Origin of the sequence: Spirillospora sp. NPDC046719, assembly GCF_040645715.1 — a bacterium.
Classification (GTDB): domain Bacteria; phylum Actinomycetota; class Actinomycetes; order Streptosporangiales; family Streptosporangiaceae; genus Spirillospora.
Genome location: NZ_JBEYYT010000073.1, coordinates 14,539 through 30,484, shown reverse-complemented (window position 1 = coordinate 30,484; position 15,946 = coordinate 14,539). Strand labels below are relative to the sequence as shown.

Genomic DNA, 15,946 nt, shown 5'->3' with positions numbered 1-15,946 from the left:
TCCACTGGCTAACGGGGAGGTCTCCGTATGGCGAACCGTCTAAGGCCCTGCGCTACAGGTATGGACGGGAGGTTTATCGGACGCGCGCGGGGGCGGGCTGCGAGCCCGCCCGCTGCGCACTATGTCGTCACTTGGGACGATGCAGCCGACTGGCGGGGAGCTAAGGCTCCCCCTCGCGGGCCGGTGGTGTGGCCGAGGCCGGTCAGCGCGCGGACGGGTCCACGTAGTGGCGCTCGCCCGGTCCCACGTACACCTGCCGGGGACGGCCGATCTTCGTCGTGGTGTCGTTCATCATCTCGCGCCACTGGGCGATCCAGCCGGGGAGCCGACCGAGCGCGAACAGCACGGTGAAGGCGTTCGTGGGGAAGCCCATCGCCTTGTAGATGACGCCGGTGTAGAAGTCCACGTTCGGGTAGAGCTTCCGCTCGACGAAGTAGTCGTCGCTGAGGGCGACCTCCTCGAGGCGCATGGCGAGGTCGAGGAGCGGGTCGGACTTGCCGAGCGCCCCGAGCACCTTGCTGGTGGCCTTCTTCACGACCGCGGCGCGCGGGTCGTAGTTGCGGTACACGCGGTGCCCGAAGCCCATGAGCTTGACGCCGGGCTCCTTCTTCTTGACCCGCTCCACGAACGACTCGATGTTGTCGCCGTTCTCGTGGATGCGCTCCAGCATCTCCAGGACGGCCTGGTTGGCGCCGCCGTGGAGCGGCCCGAACAGGGCGTCGACGCCCGCGGAGACGGACGAGAACAGGTTGGCCTGGCTGGAGCCCACCAGCCGCACCGTGGAGGTGGAGCAGTTCTGCTCGTGGTCGGCGTGCAGGACGAAGAGCATGTCCAGCACCCGCACGATCTCGGGGTCGATCTCGTACGGCTCCGTGGGCAGCCCGAACGTCATGCGGAGGAAGTTCTCCACGTACCCGAGCGAGTTGTCGGGGTACAGCAGCGGCTGCCCGTTGGAGGTCTTGTACGCGTAGGCCGCGATGGTGGGGAGCTTGGCGATGAGCCGGATGCTGGACTGGTCGACCTGCTCGGGGTCGAACGGGTCCAGGCTGTCCTGGTAGAAGGTCGACAGCGCGCTGACCGCCGACGACAGGACCGCCATCGGGTGGGCGCGGCGCGGGAAGGCGGAGAAGAAGGCGCGGAACTTCTCGTCGAGCAGCGTGTGCTTGCGGACGCTGTCGGTGAACTCGTCCAGCTGGTCGGTGGTCGGCAGCTCACCGTAGATCAGCAGGTAGGCCACCTCGAGGAAGGACGATTTCTCCGCCAGCTCCTCAATGGGATAACCCCGGTAGCGGAGGATGCCCGCCTCACCGTCGATATAGGTGATCGCCGATGTGGTGGACGCGGTGTTGGTGAAACCGGGGTCGAGTGTGACGTGCCCCGTCTCCTTCATGAGGCTTCCCACCCGCAGGCCCGAAGGGCCCTCCGTCGACTCCGTTACCTCGAGGGGCATCCGGCCGCCCGCGTGGTTGAGTTCGAAATCCGACATATGCGCTCGCTCCCAACTCCGTCCACACCTGCGTAGACGTTCCAGTTCTTCATCGTATCGAGGTGATCATATGGCCTGATCGGCGGCCATCTCGTTGACGCCGCGACCGTGCGGATGTTGCGCTGAGTACATGACCGACAACAGTGCAGCGGGGCTGGTCGCCCGAGCGCGCGCGGACATCGCGGCGAAGGCGGCCGGCAACCGCTTCCTGGATCTGCTCGAAACAGGCGACCTGCCCCGGGAACGCCTGGTCCGGCTGGCCGCCGAGGAGTATCGGATCGTCGGTAGCGATCAGCGCAGCTTCGCGCTGCTGGCGGCGCGTTTCCCGGTACCGCCGGCGGGTGGGTTGTTCCTGGGGCTGGCGCAGGGCGAGGCGGAGGCGCTCCGGCTGCTCGGTCGTTTCGCCACCGCCCTCGGTGAAAGTGAGAAGAATCTCAGAGCCCATGAGCCTCTTCCGCTCGCGCAGGCGTATCCCGCCTACCTTGCGCAGCGCGCCGCCTTCGGCACGTCCACGGAGGTGGCCTTGGCCATGCTGGCCAACCTGGAGGAGTGGGGCGCCTACTGCGCCCGTACCGCCACGGCGCTTCGCGAGCGCTATGGATTCGATGAGGAGGCCGTGGGGTTCTTCTCGTTCTTCGCCGAGTCGCCGCCGGGCTTCGAGGAGCAGGCGCTCGAAGTGATAGCCGCAGGATTGGCCTCCGGTGACGACCCCGTGGAGGCGTCCCGCGCGGCCCGCCTCCTGCACGCGTACGAGACCGCCTTCTGGGACGCGCTGGTGGACGACCTGCCCTGACCGGCCTTCTATATCGCGGGCATGACGCCGCTCAAGGCGGGGCCGAGGAGTCATGCCTGCTCGGGTGGTTCGACCAAGGTGGGCTGCTCCGCGGTCACTTCGATCAACGTCCGTTCCTGAACGTCGATGAGGTCCCCTATGCCGTCCGTCAGTTCGTCCTCTCCGTAGACGGCGTCGAGGAGCGTGGACAGTGCGGTGAGGACCTGCTCGGGTGAGGGCCGTTCCTCCGGGTCCTTGACCAGGCAGCGTGTCACGAGCCCGCGCATGGGGTCGGGCAGGCGGTCGAGGTCGGGACGGCCGTACACGATGCGTCCCCGCACCTTGTGGCCGGTGCCGAACGGCGCGGAACCGGTCGCCGCGTAGACGAGCGTGGCGCCGAGCGAGAACACGTCGCTCTTGGAGGTGACGGGCTCGCCGAGCGCCTGTTCGGGCGACATGTAGGCGGGCGTGCCCAGGATCTCCGAACGCGCCAGCGGCAGTGCGTCCAGCGGCCGGGCGATGCCGAAGTCGATGACACGCGGACCGTCCGACGCCAGCAGGACGTTCGAGGGTTTCAGGTCCCGGTGGACGATCCCCGCACGGTGGATCGCGATCAGCGCCTCCCCCAGGCCCGCCCCCAGCCTGCATGCCGCCTGCTCAGGTAGCGGTCCCTTCTCCCGGACGACATCGGCCAGGCTCACACCGCGGATGTACTGCGTCGCGAGCCACGGCCTCTCCGCGTCGGGGTCCGCGTCGACGACGGCCGCGGTGTAGAAGCCGCTGACCGCCTGGGCGGAGACGACCTCGCGGCGGAACCTCGCCCGCCAGCGCGGATCGCCCAGCAGCTCCTCTCTGATGACCTTCACGGCGACGAGCCGCCGGCTCGGTGAGGTGCCGAGGAAGACCTCGCCCATCCCGCCCGAGCCGAGCCGTGCGACCACACGGTAGGGGCCGATCATCCGGGGTGCTTCAGGCTGCATGGGCGATGAATCCGATCATGGTGGGCGCGGCTTCATCGTGCCACGGGCGGCTCCCCTCCAGCCGGTCAGTCCCAGGGCAGCTCGCTCCGTTCCCGCCAGTAGCGATCCGGCGCGATGCTCAGGCGGGCCAGCACGTCCGCCTCCCGCTCGTCCAGGGACACCCGCGTCGCCGCCAGGTTGGTCTCCAACTGGCCTGGGCTGACGGCTCCGATCAGGACGGTGTCCGCCCAAGGGCGGCTCAGCGCGGCGGCTAGGGCGAGCGCGTCGGCGGTGGTGTCCTTCTCGGACGCCATGGCGGCCAACGCGCTCGGGGGTTGTACGGCGAGGCGGCCGTTCGCGAGCACCTCCTTGAGCAGGACGTGCAGACCGGCCGTATGAGCCTCTTCTAGCGCCGCTTCGGCGGACGTCTCCAGGAGATTCCAGGTCGATTGCACGGTGCTGAACAGCCGCTTGCCGGAAACCTCGAGCTCCAAGGCACGGCGGATGGTGTCGGCCTGTCCAGGACCGGAGGTCGAGAACCCGACCCGAACGCCTTGGGCGGCCGCTTCGGCCAAGGTCTCTTGAAGCCCCGCGTCGTTGAAGAGCGGGCTCTCCTGCGTGAGCGAATGGACCTGATAGACCGAAAGGCGATCCCCTAGAAGCGCGCGCGTCTCCGCGTACTGAGCACGATAACGATCGGCGCTGTGCTCCTTGACCTCGTGCACGGGGGCGTCGATCTTCCAGTCCCCCACGTACGTGTAGCCCCACTTACTGGAGATGGTCAGATCGTCCGGCATACGGGCGGCTAGCCATTCCCCTAGGAACTCTTCAGCGCGCCCGTACGACCGCGCGGTGTCCACCCACCTGATCCCTGCCGCGTATGCACTGTCCAGAAGGCTCCAGGTAGCGTGGCGCATCTGCTCGACACCACGGTCCTCGGGCAGCTCTTGCGTCCTGCCCACGTTGATATAGGCCGGACGGCCTACCGCCGCCAAGCCGATTCCCAGACGTCCTGTCGCATTCATGCTTTCAGCCTCCCACGCCAGGGCGAGACGTGCGGCGGCGGCCGCGACCGAGCGCCGCGAAGGGCCTCATCGTCGGGCATTTCTCCAGCTTTCGGCGGTAAATGGTGGCCCTTATCCACAGAATCATGTTCAGGTCCCGTTTCCGCCGTGTCCCCCCGAGGCTTGAGGACGTCACGAGAACCCGTCAGGGCCCGAAGGGGGCTTCCTTTGTCCATCACCATCACCGTTCCCGAGGAGACCACCACCCGGTTCGTCGTCGCCGCCGACCGGACTCCCGACGACGTCGCCACCGCACTCCGGCAGGGCCTGCCGGGCAGGCTCGGCGCCGCGACGCTCCAACGGCTCGGCACGCCCGCCCTGATGGTCGCCGCGCACAAGGCCGAGGTGTCGCCGTGGGATCTGCGGTCGGTGGCGAGCACCGATCCGGAGGATGCCGAACGAGCCCGCCGCAGCGACTGGCACGTCGGGGTGACCTCGGTACTGCAGGTCGCCGATCTCCCGGTCGGCCCGCACATCAGCCGCATCGCGGCCGAGGTGCTGGCCGAATCGCTGGGCGGCGTCCCCGTCGACGTCGATATGAACCAGGCCGTTCACCCGCTGCCCGAACCCCGCCAGGAGCAGTTCGTGCTCGCGGACGACTGGACCGGCGCCGTGCTCCCGCCGTACCGGAACGCCGGCCGGTGCACGGCCGACGAGGACGAGATCGACGGCTGCTCCTGTGTGGGGATCACCACTCGGGGCCTGCGCCGCTTCGGTCTCCCCGAACTGGAGATCACCGGCGTGGCCTGCCCCCATGACCTCGCCGCGCTGAACGTCCTCCGGACCACCGCCCAGAGGCTGCTGCCCCTCGGCAGGCACCGAGGCGAACACGTCCTCCATTCGGAACTCGTGCTGACGAGCGCCGATTTCTCGGCGTTCTGGGGCAGCCGGGAGCAGGTCTGGGATGACGGCCCGATTCCCGTGCGACTCGTGCAGACGGGTCCTCGCCGTCTCTCGATCCAGGCACCGGAGGACTTCCCGGGCTCTCTCAACGAGTGGCTCTGGGACGAACTGCCGCCCGTCCTCCACCACTATCTGAGCTGTGAGCCGGACAACGCCGATCCGGATTGAGCGGCCCGGCGCCGTCACCGCCGGGCCGCCCGCACGGCCGCGGTACGCCGGTTAACGTCGTTCGGCATGCGGAACCAACAGGAGCCGGGCTCCCTTGCGAAGGTCCTCGCGGACATCGCCGCGGAACGCGCCGCGCAGGACCGGATGTGGGGCGTCCAGGAGTTTCCGGACGGCAGCGGCCCGGCGTTCGCCGGAGAGGCCGACAAGGCCAAGGACGACTGCGCCGACGCCTGGTCGCGCGGCGAGCTGACATGGAGGCACGTGCTCGCCGAAGAGTTCCACGAGGCGCTCGCCGAGACCGAACACGCGCCGCTGCGGAACGAACTGGTGCAGACGGCCGCCGTGGCCGTGAAATGGATCCAGTCGCTGGACCGCCGGAACGGTGCGACCGAGCATCGTCCCAAGGAGGGCGGCGGGCGCACCGAGAAGCTGGTCCGCGACCGCATCCCCGACCTCGTTCGGAGCACCGGCCGGCAACCGGAGACCCGGGTCGCCGAACCCGGGGAGTACGCGTCGCTCCTGCGCGCCAAGCTCTATGAGGAGGCCGGCGAGTACGTGGCGAGCGGCGATCCCGCAGAACTCGCCGATCTCCTGGAGGTCGTCCACGCGCTCGCCGCGCTCCACGGCATGAGTCCCGCCGACCTGGAGACGAGTCGCTCCTCGAAACACACCGAAAGAGGGGGCTTCTCCGAGCGCATCGTGCTGCGGCTACAACCGTAGCCGCGACCACCGCCGGCGTCAGCCGCGCGGGCTGCCGCAATGGCCCAGCGCAGGACGGCGCGATGACCGTGGCACGTACTGGCGTAGTCGCCTTGGCACGTACTGGCGCGAGGCTCTTTGCGCAGGTTGACGCAAAGGCCCGGCACGGAGGCCCAATGGCCTTGACGCGGGCCGGCGCGCTGGCCACGGCTCGGACTAGCGCGCTAACCCTGGCCCGGGCCAGCGCAATGTCCCTGGCGCAGGCCGACGCAAAGGCCCTGGCGGAGGCCGGCGAGATAGCCCCGGCTCGGGCCGCGCAAAGGCCCGGCACGGAGGCGCAGTGGCCTTGGCACGAGCTGACGCGGTGGCCACGGTTCGGACTGACGCGCTGCCTCTGGCGCAAGCCAGCGCAAAGGCCCGGCACGGGCCAGCGCGATAGCCCCCGGCTTGGACTGGCGCGCTGGCCCTGGCGCAGGCCAGCGCAACGGCCTTGACGCGGGCCGGCGCGTTGGCCCGGGCGCTGGCTGGCGAGATAGCCCCGGCTCGGGCTGACGCGATGGCCCTGGCACGTACTAGCGCGCTGGCCTTGACGTGGGGCTCGCGATGGCCCGGGCGCGGGCTGAGGCGATGGCCCGGGCGCGGGCTGGCGCGGTGACCCGGGCGCGGGCTGGCGTGGTGGCGCGGGGCGGGCTGGCGCGATGGTCTGGCGAGGGAGGGGTTCAGGGCCAGATTCGGCGGAGGGTCCAGGGACCGGCGCCGCCGGCGGCGGGCCCGACCACTTCGGCGATCGCCGGACCGTCCGGCGTGTTGACCTGGAGCCGGTAGAAACGGGCCTCGCCGGGTTCCTGCCACTGCTCCAGGACCCGGCGCACCTGGAAGCAGCCGCGCGCACCGGTGATCTGGGAGGGATGGCCCGCCGGGGTGGTCTCCGCGGAGACGGGTTCGTCGATCAGCACGAGACCAGACCCTAGCCCGAACATGTGTTCGAGCAAAGCCGGACTGGCCGTCCGGGTCAGTGCGAAGTGTCTGCGGGGGCGGCGGGTTGCGGCCCGGAGAAGCAGGCCAGGAAACGAGCGGCCAGGTCGGGGGCTCCTTGCAGGAAGGGAGGGTTCGCAGGCAGGGAGGACCGGCCGAACACGAGGGGCCTCAGAGTGGCGACGTCGGTGTCGAAAGTGGCGTCCGCGCGGACGGGTTCGTCCACGCGGGCTATGTGGAGCTGCTCGGAGCGGATCCCGGCCAGGAACAGATCGTCGTCGAAGCGGAGCGCGACGCGAACGTCCAGCCCCTGGGCCGCACTCGGGTCGAAGGTCGTTCTGAGGGCGAGCATCATCGCATCGACGCTCATCTCGGTGTCGTGGGCACCGAGAGGGCTCTTGCGGCCCCACTCCGCGAGGGCGAGCAGGACCGGTTCGAGTTCGCGGCCGCGCGAGGTCAGTTCGTAGACGCGGGTGCTGGCGGGCGGGCCCAGGGTGCGGCGGTGAACGATCCCGTCCTCCTCCAGGTCGCGCAGCCGCTGAGAGAGGACGTTCTGGCTCATGCCCGGGAGGCCCCGGCTCAGCGCCGCGAACCGCTTGGGACCGAACAGGAGCTCGCGGACGACGAGCAGCGCCCACCGCTCCCCCACGGCGTCCAGCGCCCGGGCGATGCCGCACGGATCGTCATACCGCCTTCGTCCTGTCATGCCGGAATGGTAGGTGAAGCTCCTAATTCAGGAGTTCGCACTGCTGGTTTGTCAGTGGCCGCCGATAGCGTCGGCCAGGGCGGCCACGAGTAGAGGAGCACGAGAATGGCAACGTACGTCCTCGTTCCGGGGGCGGGTGGAGGCGCCTGGTACTGGCACCTCCTCGTCCCCGAACTCCAGGCCCGCGGGCATGAGGCGATCGCCGTCGATCTGCCCGCGGCCGATGAATCGGCTGGGCTCACGGAGTACGCCGACACCGTGGTCGAGGCGATCGGCGATCGCACCGGGATCATCCTGGTAGCCCAGTCGATGGGCGGCCTCACCGCACCGCTCGTGTGCACGCGCGTACCGGTGGCGTTGCTCGTCCTGCTCAACGCGATGGTCCCTGTGCCGGGCGAGACCGGAGGTGAATGGTGGACCAACACCGGTCAGGCGGAGGCCATGGCCGAACAGGCGGCTCGTGAGGGGCGGCCGATGCCGGCCGAGTTCGACCCGGAGGTCACCTTCTTCCACGACGTCCCACCAGAGGTGACCAGCGAAATGTTGGCGCGGGGCGAGCAGTCACAGTCACAGAGACCCTTCGAGGAGCCCTGGCCCCTGGACTCGTGGCCGGACACGCCGACCGTGTTCCTCCAGGGCCAGGATGACCGGCTCTTCCCCCTGCCCTTCCAGCGCAGGGTCGTGCGCGAGCGCCTGAACATCCCGGTCGACGAGCTGCCGGGCGGTCACCTCGTCGCGCTCAGCCGACCCAAAGAGCTCGCCGACCGGCTGGAGGAGTACCGGATCCGGAACATCGGTTCGAACGTTTCGTAACGCTGCCGCCGAACCCGCCGAAGGCGACCGATGCGTTCCCAGTGACAGCGGCCCGATCGGGACCGGTGGTCGGCGGACTGAGCGGGCTGGTGCGGCCGTTCGGGCGGGGATGTCGGCTTGGCGGTGGGCGGAACGGGTGGTGGTCAGTCGGCGCCGATGTTGTGGGCGAGGGCGGGAGGGAGGGGATAGAGGCGTTCCTTGGGCAGCAGGGCCTTGGCCTGCGCGGTCCGGCCCGCCTGGAGGAGTCCGTGAATCTTACGGACCAGCGGCGTCCGGTCGTCGATGGCCAGGATCCAGTCGTCGACGTAGCGGTCCACGATGTGGCGGCTCAAGCCGACCTGGATGCTCCGCGCCTCCAGCTTGCCGCCGTTGATCGAGCGCTCGGGGTCCCACTGGACGTGGACGTGCGCGTGTGCGAAGCGGCGGCGCCATTCGTCGGAACTGCGGAAGACACGGCGGTCCGGGTCGGTCGGGACGGCTTGGGCGAGGGCCTCCTCCCAGCCCGCGCGGGTGATCCGGACGGCGAGGACGGTCTCCTGTCCGGGCTTGCGGGCCCAGTTGCTGCGGGCCATCAGCCACAGGAACGACGGCTTGATCCAGGTCATCCGGGTACGCGAGAACGGAGGGACGAAGGTGCCGTGCCGCGCCGCCGGGCCGCCGATGTCCGGGCCGTACGCCTGGTAGACGGTGATCGAGTCGCGGTCATGGACGGCGCGGATCTCACGTGTGCGCATGGTGCCGCCACGGTGCCGCAGGGCGCACGTCCGGTTCAACCGGATTTCGCGGCCGCGGACCTGCGGCGGTGGGCCTTCTGCCGGCAGGCGGCGCCGCAGAACCGCGCCGGGCGGCCGGTACGTGCGGCCGCCAGCGGGGTACCGCAGACCTCGCAACGGCTTTCGTTACGTGACATCGTCGGACTTTCGTCACGAAGTTTCGTTACGGCGGCGGGGCGGAGCGCGTCGCAGGCGAGTGCGGTCATGCGGCCGGGCGGCCCGTCGGCGCGCCGCATCCGCTCGGTGACCACGCACCCGGCCATCAGGGCTCGCACATCGCGCAGGTCGATGTCGGCGCGCACGTCACCGGCCGCTTGGGCCCGCTGGAGCAGCGCGCCGAGGGCGGCGTTGAACTCCTCCTCGACGCCGGCCGCGAACGCCTTGATGCCTTCCTCCAGCGCCAGCGCCTCGCAGATGGCGTGGTTGAACATCGCGCGCTCGACGACCCACATCAGGAACCCGTAGAACCGCTCGCCCGGGTCGTCCGCGTCGGCCAGCGACCTCGCCTCCTCGATGATGCTCTCGAAGCGCTCGGTGATGACGGCGGTGAACAGGGCCTCCTTGGTCGGGAAGTTGCGGTAGACCGTCCCGGCGCCGACGCCGGCGCGGCGGGCGATGTCGTCGAGCGGGACGAGCCGCCCTTCGGCCGCGAACGCCTCCAGGGCGGCCTCGAGGATCCGGGTCCGATTCCGGCGCGCGTCCGCGCGGCGCGGCTCGGCCGCGGTACGGCGGCGCGACACCGCCTCAGCGCGACGGCGCGACTCGGTCTCGGCGCTAAGGGGCGGCTTGGTCTCGGCGTGGGGGGGCAGCTTGGCCGCCTCCGTGTGGCGCGACTCCACTTCAGTGCGGCGGCGCTGCTCGGTCTCGGCGCTAGGGGGCGGCTCGGTCTCGGCGCGAGGGGGCGGCTCGGCGGCGTCCGCGCGGCGCGGCTCCGCCTTGGTGCGGCTGCGCTGCGCGGCCTTGGGGCGGCGGGGCGGGTCGTCGGGCACGGGCGGCTCCTCCTTTGACAAACGGGGCGATCGTTCCGGTAATGTCATAAGCGGGTTGGCAGTTCCGATTGTACGGCCGAAGGAGACGGCATGGGCGAGGACGCGGTGCGCGAGGCGAGGCGGAGGCTGGGGCGGATCGGGGCGGCGCTGGTGACACCGCTCGCGCCGGCGGACGAGTGGCGGCGGGCGGCCCGGCGGGTGGAGGACGCCGGCTACGGATCGATCTGGGTGAACGAGGCGATCGGCGGCCGGGAGGTGTTCACGCAGCTCGGCGTGATGCTCGCGGCCACCGAGCGGGTCGTGCTCGGGTCGGCGATCGCGAACCTGTGGGCGCGGCATCCGGCGACGATGCAGGGGGCCGCGTCGGTGCTGGCCGACGCCTACCCCGGACGGCTCGCGCTCGGCATCGGCGTCAGCATTGGCGCGGTCGTCGAGCGGAGCGGCCAGACGTGGAGCAGCCCGATCGCCCGCATGCGCGATTACCTCGACGGGATGGACGCCGCCGTGCCGGAGGCACCGGCACCGGAGGTCCCGTTCCCTCGGCTGCTCGCGGCGCTGGGGCCGAAGATGCAGGGCCTGGCCGCCGAACGCGCGGACGGGATGCTGCCCGCGATGATGCCCTTCGAGCACACGCGCCGCGCGCGGGAACTGCTCGGCCCGGACAAGCTGCTGATCGCCATGCAGCCGGTGATCCTCGAGACCGATCCGGAGAAGGCGCGCGGCATCGCCCGCCAGGCCGGAGCGTTCTCGCTCCCGGGGTCCCCTTACATCGGGGCGCTCAAGAAGCTCGGCTTCTCGGACGCGGACCTCGCCGACGGCGGCTCCGACAAGCTCATCGACGCCTGTTTCATCTGGGGCGACGAAGCCGCGGTGGCCAAGGACGTCAGTGCCTATCTGGAGGCGGGCGCCGACCATGTGTGCGTGACGGTGTTCCAGCCGGACCTCGACTCGTCCGCCGACCAGTTCGAGCGCCTGGCCCCGTACCTGTTGAACGACTGACCCCACGGCCCGTGTCCCGGGCCGAGCGCCGGTGAACCGTCAGCGGGGGCGGACCAGGCCGGTCTCGTAGGCGGCGATCACCAGCTGGGCCCGGTCGCGGGCCTGGAGTTTGGCCAGGAGACGGCCGATGTGGGTCTTCACCGTCGCGGGGCTGAGGTGCAGGTGCTCGGCGAGTTCGGTGTTGGACAGGCCGCGGGCGATGAGGGCGAGGACCTCGCGCTCGCGGTCGGTCAGGGCGCCGAGGCCGGCGGGCGGCGGTCCCGCGGGGGCGGGCCGGCGGACGAACTCGGCGATCAGCCGGCGGGTGACGGTCGGGGCGAGCAGCGACTCGCCGGAGGCCACCACGCGGATCGCCGACAGCAGGTCGGCGGGCGGGGTGTCCTTGAGCAGGAAGCCGCTGGCGCCGGCCCGCAGCGCCGCGTAGACGTAGGAGTCCAGGTCGAACGTCGTGAGGATGAGGACGCGGACGTCCGGCAGGTCGCGGCAGATGCGCCGGGTCGCCTCGATGCCGTCCATCTCGGGCATCCGGACGTCCATGAGGACGACGTCGGGCCGCTCGCGCTCGGCGAGCTCGACGGCCTCCGCGCCGGTGCCGGCCTCGCCGACGGCGCGCAGCCCCGGCGCGGTGTCGATCAGGACGCGGAAGCTGCCGCGCACCAGGGTCTGGTCGTCGGCGACGAGGACGCGCAGTTCCAACGCACTCCTAGGCTTCGTAGGGGAAGGCGGCGGCGACGGCGAAGCCGCCTTCCGGGCGGGGGCCGGCGGTGAAGTCGCCGCCGTACATCATGACGCGCTCGCGCATCCCGATGAGACCGTGGCCCGGGGCGCCGGGGAGGACGCGGACGCCGGGACCGTCGTCGTCCACCTCGATGCGGACGCGTCCGCCGCCGGCCTCGACCAGGACCCGGCAGCGGGCGGGCGCGGCGTGCTTGACGACGTTGGTGACGGCCTCTTGGACGATCCGGTAGGCCGCGAGCGCGACGCTCTCCGGCAGGTCGCCCGCGCGGACGTCGAGGTCGACGTGGACCCCGGCCATGGCGGCGCGTTCGGCCAGCCCCGGCAGGGAGCCGAGGCCGGGTGAGGGGGCGAGGCCGGGCTCGTCGGCGCGCAGGACGCCGAGGAGGTGGCGCATCTCGCCGAGCGTGCCGCGGCTGGTGGACTCGATGACGCGCAGCGCGTCGAGGGCCTCCTGAGGCCGGGCCTCGGCGACGTGCACGGCGACGCCGGCCTTGACGGCGATGAGGCTCATGCTGTGCGCGACGATGTCGTGCAGTTCGCGGGCGATGCGGAGGCGTTCCTCGCCGACGGCGGTCTCCGCGAGGCGGCGGGCGGCCTGGGCGGTGTAGGCGCGGCGGTCGCGGACGGCGCGGCCGAGGGCCCAGGACGCGCCGAGGACGGCGATGCCGAGCAGCACGCGGCCGAGCTGCTCGGCCTGCCAGTTCTTCGGCCCGATGAGGGCGCCGCCGAAGATGACGATCGCGCTCAGCACGCCGATCGCCCGAGTCGGGACGAAGCGCGCGCGGGGCAGTTCCAGCGCGAGCGGGTAGAGCGCGTACGCCGCCCCGACGTAGAAGTCCCATGGCAGGTCGAGGACCAGGGCCAGGGTGGACGCGGCGAGGACGGCGCCGAAGACCGGGACGGGCCGGATCCGCCGGGCGCCGAGCGGGAGTCCCATCGCGGCGGCGACGGGCACGGCGAGCAGCGCCGACGTCTCGTGCCCGCCGGAGAACAGCAGCAGGAACAGCGTGTAGAGCACCGCGACCGCGATGTCCAGGCGGATCGGCCGCCGGGGGCCGGTCCGCCGGGCGTGCGGGGAGGCCGGCTCGGATTCGTGCACGTCACGACGGTAGCCGGACGGTGCGGCCGGGCGCGTCGTGCCGGCGGACGTCAGACCTGGGTCCGATGCGGCGGCGCGGTCTCGGAGCACGGTCGGACGGGCGGGTCCCGACCGGGTTCCGATGTGCCGGAGCGGCGTCCGGCGGGAGCGTTGACGGCATGATCGAAGTGAGGGAGCTGACCAAGCGCTACGGCGGGACCGTCGCCGTGGACCGCCTGTCGTTCCAGGTGCGGCCGGGGGCGGTGACGGGGTTCCTCGGCCCGAACGGCGCCGGGAAGTCGACGACGATGCGCGTGCTGCTGGGGCTGGACGCGCCGTCGTCGGGCGCGGCGCTGGTGAACGGCGGCCCGTACCCGGCGCTGCGGCGGCCGTTGCGCGAGGTGGGGGCGCTGCTGGACGCGGGGGCGGTGCACGGCGGCCGCCGCGCGTTCGACCATCTCGGCTGGCTGGCGCGCAGCAACGGGATCGGGACGCGGCGGGTGGCGGAGGTCCTGGAGCAGGTCGGCCTGGCGGGTGTCGCGCGCAAGCGGGTGGGCGGGTTCTCGCTCGGGATGCGGCAGCGGCTCGGGGTCGCGGCGGCGCTGCTCGGCGACCCGGGCGTGCTGATGTTCGACGAGCCGGTGAACGGGCTGGACCCGGACGGGGTGCGGTGGATCCGCGAGCTGATGCGGGCGCTGGCCGCCGAGGGCCGGACGGTGCTGGTGTCCAGCCATCTGATGAGCGAGATGGAGCTGACCGCGGACCGGCTGGTCGTCATCGGGCGCGGCCGGCTGATCGCGGACACCTCGGTGCGGGAGCTGGCGGACCGGTTCGCGCGCGGGGTGCTGGTCCGGTCGCCGCGTCCGGAGGAGCTGGTCGGGGTGCTGGCGGCGGCGGGCGGCACGGTCGAGGCCGAGCCGGGCGGCGCCCTGTCGGTCGCGGGGCTGGACGTGACGGAGATCGGTGACCGCGCCGCCGCGCACGGGATCCCGCTGTACGAGGTGACGCCGCGGAGCGCGTCGCTGGAGGAGGCCTACATGGAGCTGACGGCGGGCAGCACCGAGTTCGGGGCGGTGAGGTCGTGATCGACGCGCTGGCGGCGGAGTGGTGGAAGCTGCGCTCGGTGCGTTCGACGTTCGCCGTGCTCGGCACGGTCGCGGCGTTCGCGCTCCTGTGCGTCGTGTGGTCGCTGTACGCGGCGCACTACTGGGACGGTCTGTCGCAGGCGCGGCGCGCGGCGTTCGAGTCCGCGCCGCCGGAGCAGCCGCTCGCGATCGCTCTGCCGGTCTGCGCGGTGCTGTTCGGGGCGCTGCCGGTGACATCGGAGTACGCGTCCGGAATGATCCGGACGAGCCTGGCCGCGATCCCGCGCCGTCGGGTGCTGTTCTACGCGAAGGCGGCGGTTCCGGGCGCGGCGATGTTCGCGGCCGCGCTGGCGGGCCTGGCCGTCGGGGTCGTGGCGGGGAAGGCCGCCGCGAACGGCCGTCCGATGCGCGGGTTCGACGCCTCGTTCCTCGACCACGTCCCGTACGTGCTGGCCATGGCGGTGACGACCGCGGCGATCGCGCTCATGACGACCGGCCTGGCGGCGGTGCTCCGCTCCACCGCGGGGACGATCACGGCCGGGATGGCGGTGCTGTTCGTGGTGCCGCCCGTCGCGAACCTGCTGCCGGATCCGTGGGGCGAGCGGGTCTGGGCGGTGCTCCCCGAGAGCCTCGCGGGACAGATGGCCTCGCCGCCGGGCGCCTCCTCCACGAGGGACGGCCTCCCGCCGGCGGCCTCCGCCCTGCTCCTGGCCGGGTACGTGGTGGTCGCCCTGGGCGTCGGCGCCCGCGTGTTCGGACGGCGGGACGCGTGATGCTCGACGCCGTCGCCGCCGAATGGTGGAAGCTGCGTTCCGTCCGGTCGACCTACGTGATCGTCGCGGTCGCGGCGGGGTTCGCCCTGCTCGTCGTGCTGCTGGCCGTCCAGCAGGCGCACGTCTGGGACGGCTTGGACCCCGCCCGGCGCGCGCGGTTCTACCTGCGGCCGCTGCAGGAACTGGGCGGCTGGGTCGCCCAGTTGTGCCTCGGAATCCTCGGCGTGCTCGCGGTGACGTCGGAGTACCGCACGGGGATGGTGCGGACGAGCCTGGTCGCGGTGCCGTCCCGGCCGCGGTTCCTGGCCGCGAAGGCCGTGGTGGTGGCGCTGACGGGGCTCGCCGTGGGCGAGGCGGTCACCATGGGGTGCTTCCTCGGCGCCCGGCTCGCCGCGGGCGGCCGGCCGTTCCCCGACCAGCGCGCGTCCGTCTGGCACGACCTGCCGGGATTCGCGGTCTCGGGCGTCGCGGTGGCGGTGTTCGCGCTGCTCGGCCTCGCGCTCGGCGTGCTGCTGCGGTCGGCGGCCGGTGCGATCGTCGCCGTCGTCGTGGTCTGGCATGTCGTCCCGCTGCTGGTCTACCACCTGCCGCAGCCGTGGAACGGACGGCTCGGATCGGTGATGCTCTCGGGCCTGCCCACCGAGATCGCGGGCTGGAGCGCGGGGCACTCCATCTACGGCGACCTGCTGTCACCGCCGGCGGCGGCTGCGGTCCTGCTGGCCTACGCGCTCGTTCCACTCGCGTTCGCCGGCCTGGTCCTCAGCCGCCGGGACGCCTGAGACGACCGACCCGCCGCCGGGCCGGTGGCGTCTCATGACGCGTCGGCGTCGGCGGCCGGGACCTCTCGGGACATGAGTGGGCGGCGGCGCCCGGTGGGGACACGGGTGGGGGGGGGGGGGCGGGGGGGGGGTGGGGGGCGATGCGGGTGCCGTCGCCGCGCCGGGCGATGAGGAAGCCCTCGGCGGT

At 71.8% G+C, this 15,946-nt stretch carries 17 protein-coding genes; 8 read left to right on the top strand and 9 right to left on the bottom strand.

The features are described 5' to 3' along the window. Nucleotides 1-202 precede the first annotated feature (202 nt). Nucleotides 203-1,486: a citrate synthase gene (locus ABZ914_RS15605; RefSeq protein ID WP_190858390.1), complete on the bottom strand. Its 1,284-nt coding sequence runs from the start codon at nt 1,484-1,486 to the stop codon at nt 203-205. Between the two features lie 130 nt (nt 1,487-1,616). Here ABZ914_RS15605 and ABZ914_RS15600 point away from each other — a divergent pair, with 130 nt between their 5' ends. Beyond that, a complete protein-coding gene (locus tag ABZ914_RS15600; protein WP_500193585.1) occupies nt 1,617-2,279 on the top strand; it encodes a thiaminase II/PqqC family protein in 663 nt (220 codons plus the stop codon). Nucleotides 2,280-2,329: 50 nt separating this feature from the next. On the opposite strand, the gene ABZ914_RS15595 is transcribed toward ABZ914_RS15600, so the two are convergent. Beyond that, entirely contained in the window at nt 2,330-3,238 is a 909-nt protein-coding gene (locus tag ABZ914_RS15595) for a serine/threonine-protein kinase (RefSeq protein WP_190858396.1), read from the bottom strand. A gap of 65 nt (nt 3,239-3,303) precedes the next feature. Next, nucleotides 3,304-4,242 carry an aldo/keto reductase gene (locus ABZ914_RS15590; protein WP_500193584.1) on the bottom strand — a complete coding sequence of 313 codons (939 nt, stop codon included), beginning with the start codon at nt 4,240-4,242 and terminating at the stop codon, nt 3,304-3,306. A 207-nt stretch (nt 4,243-4,449) separates the two neighbouring features. On the opposite strand from ABZ914_RS15590, the gene ABZ914_RS15585 reads away from it, so the two are divergent. Next, on the top strand, nt 4,450-5,352 hold the full coding sequence (locus tag ABZ914_RS15585; RefSeq protein ID WP_500193583.1) for a hypothetical protein: 903 nt from the start codon (nt 4,450-4,452) through the stop codon (nt 5,350-5,352). A 66-nt stretch (nt 5,353-5,418) separates the two neighbouring features. After that, entirely contained in the window at nt 5,419-6,072 is a 654-nt protein-coding gene (locus ABZ914_RS15580; RefSeq protein ID WP_500193582.1) for a hypothetical protein, read from the top strand. A gap of 698 nt (nt 6,073-6,770) precedes the next feature. Here the strand turns inward: ABZ914_RS15580 and ABZ914_RS15575 are convergent. Together ABZ914_RS15575 and ABZ914_RS15570 are read right to left on the bottom strand one after the other, a co-directional pair. Next, a complete protein-coding gene (locus ABZ914_RS15575) occupies nt 6,771-7,007 on the bottom strand; it encodes a hypothetical protein (protein ID WP_500193581.1) in 237 nt (78 codons plus the stop codon). Between the two features lie 56 nt (nt 7,008-7,063). Next, nucleotides 7,064-7,732: a winged helix-turn-helix transcriptional regulator gene (locus ABZ914_RS15570; protein WP_500193580.1), complete on the bottom strand. Its 669-nt coding sequence runs from the start codon at nt 7,730-7,732 to the stop codon at nt 7,064-7,066. A 105-nt stretch (nt 7,733-7,837) separates the two neighbouring features. On the opposite strand from ABZ914_RS15570, the gene ABZ914_RS15565 reads away from it, so the two are divergent. Beyond that, entirely contained in the window at nt 7,838-8,545 is a 708-nt protein-coding gene (locus tag ABZ914_RS15565) for an alpha/beta fold hydrolase (RefSeq protein WP_500193579.1), read from the top strand. A gap of 143 nt (nt 8,546-8,688) precedes the next feature. Here the strand turns inward: ABZ914_RS15565 and ABZ914_RS15560 are convergent, their stop codons facing one another. Together ABZ914_RS15560 and ABZ914_RS15555 are read right to left on the bottom strand one after the other, a co-directional pair. Beyond that, nucleotides 8,689-9,279 (bottom strand): DUF4291 domain-containing protein, encoded by a 591-nt coding sequence (locus ABZ914_RS15560; RefSeq protein WP_500193578.1) that lies wholly within the window; start codon nt 9,277-9,279, stop codon nt 8,689-8,691. Between the two features lie 35 nt (nt 9,280-9,314). Further along, nucleotides 9,315-10,307: a TetR/AcrR family transcriptional regulator gene (locus ABZ914_RS15555; RefSeq protein ID WP_500193577.1), complete on the bottom strand. Its 993-nt coding sequence runs from the start codon at nt 10,305-10,307 to the stop codon at nt 9,315-9,317. A 90-nt stretch (nt 10,308-10,397) separates the two neighbouring features. Between ABZ914_RS15555 and ABZ914_RS15550 the strand changes: the two genes are divergently transcribed. Continuing rightward, complete coding sequence (locus ABZ914_RS15550; protein ID WP_500193576.1) at nt 10,398-11,306, top strand: TIGR03620 family F420-dependent LLM class oxidoreductase; 909 nt, start codon at nt 10,398-10,400, stop codon at nt 11,304-11,306. 39 nt (nt 11,307-11,345) lie between these two features. On the opposite strand, the gene ABZ914_RS15545 is transcribed toward ABZ914_RS15550, so the two are convergent. After that, complete coding sequence (locus ABZ914_RS15545; protein WP_433136718.1) at nt 11,346-12,002, bottom strand: response regulator transcription factor; 657 nt, start codon at nt 12,000-12,002, stop codon at nt 11,346-11,348. 7 nt (nt 12,003-12,009) lie between these two features. Further along, nucleotides 12,010-13,143 (bottom strand): sensor histidine kinase, encoded by a 1,134-nt coding sequence (locus ABZ914_RS15540; protein WP_500193575.1) that lies wholly within the window; start codon nt 13,141-13,143, stop codon nt 12,010-12,012. A gap of 158 nt (nt 13,144-13,301) precedes the next feature. On the opposite strand from ABZ914_RS15540, the gene ABZ914_RS15535 reads away from it, so the two are divergent. The 3 genes from ABZ914_RS15535 to ABZ914_RS15525 are packed head-to-tail and all read left to right on the top strand — an operon-like array spanning nt 13,302 to nt 15,759. Beyond that, entirely contained in the window at nt 13,302-14,207 is a 906-nt protein-coding gene (locus ABZ914_RS15535) for an ABC transporter ATP-binding protein (RefSeq protein ID WP_500193574.1), read from the top strand. After that, nucleotides 14,204-14,980 (top strand): ABC transporter permease subunit, encoded by a 777-nt coding sequence (locus ABZ914_RS15530; RefSeq protein ID WP_500193573.1) that lies wholly within the window; start codon nt 14,204-14,206, stop codon nt 14,978-14,980. The genes ABZ914_RS15535 and ABZ914_RS15530 overlap by 4 nt, the downstream gene beginning before the upstream one ends. Beyond that, nucleotides 14,980-15,759, top strand: a complete 780-nt coding sequence (locus tag ABZ914_RS15525; RefSeq protein ID WP_500193572.1) for an ABC transporter permease — start codon at nt 14,980-14,982, stop codon at nt 15,757-15,759. The genes ABZ914_RS15530 and ABZ914_RS15525 overlap by 1 nt, the downstream gene beginning before the upstream one ends. The last annotated feature ends 187 nt before the right edge of the window (nt 15,760-15,946 follow it).

Bases quoted from the DNA above. Each gene is read 5' to 3' on its own strand.
- ABZ914_RS15560 (WP_500193578.1), bottom strand. From the start codon at position 9,279: ATGCGCACACGTGAGATCCGCGCCGTCCATGACCGCGACTCGATCACC.
- ABZ914_RS15535 (WP_500193574.1), top strand. From the start codon at position 13,302: ATGATCGAAGTGAGGGAGCTGACCAAGCGCTACGGCGGGACCGTCGCC.
- ABZ914_RS15590 (WP_500193584.1), bottom strand. From the start codon at position 4,242: ATGAATGCGACAGGACGTCTGGGAATCGGCTTGGCGGCGGTAGGCCGT.
- ABZ914_RS15595 (WP_190858396.1), bottom strand. From the start codon at position 3,238: ATGCAGCCTGAAGCACCCCGGATGATCGGCCCCTACCGTGTGGTCGCA.
- ABZ914_RS15600 (WP_500193585.1), top strand. From the start codon at position 1,617: ATGACCGACAACAGTGCAGCGGGGCTGGTCGCCCGAGCGCGCGCGGAC.
- ABZ914_RS15525 (WP_500193572.1), top strand. From the start codon at position 14,980: ATGCTCGACGCCGTCGCCGCCGAATGGTGGAAGCTGCGTTCCGTCCGG.
- ABZ914_RS15570 (WP_500193580.1), bottom strand. From the start codon at position 7,732: ATGACAGGACGAAGGCGGTATGACGATCCGTGCGGCATCGCCCGGGCG.
- ABZ914_RS15565 (WP_500193579.1), top strand. From the start codon at position 7,838: ATGGCAACGTACGTCCTCGTTCCGGGGGCGGGTGGAGGCGCCTGGTAC.
- ABZ914_RS15605 (WP_190858390.1), bottom strand. From the start codon at position 1,486: ATGTCGGATTTCGAACTCAACCACGCGGGCGGCCGGATGCCCCTCGAG.
- ABZ914_RS15550 (WP_500193576.1), top strand. From the start codon at position 10,398: ATGGGCGAGGACGCGGTGCGCGAGGCGAGGCGGAGGCTGGGGCGGATC.
- ABZ914_RS15580 (WP_500193582.1), top strand. From the start codon at position 5,419: ATGCGGAACCAACAGGAGCCGGGCTCCCTTGCGAAGGTCCTCGCGGAC.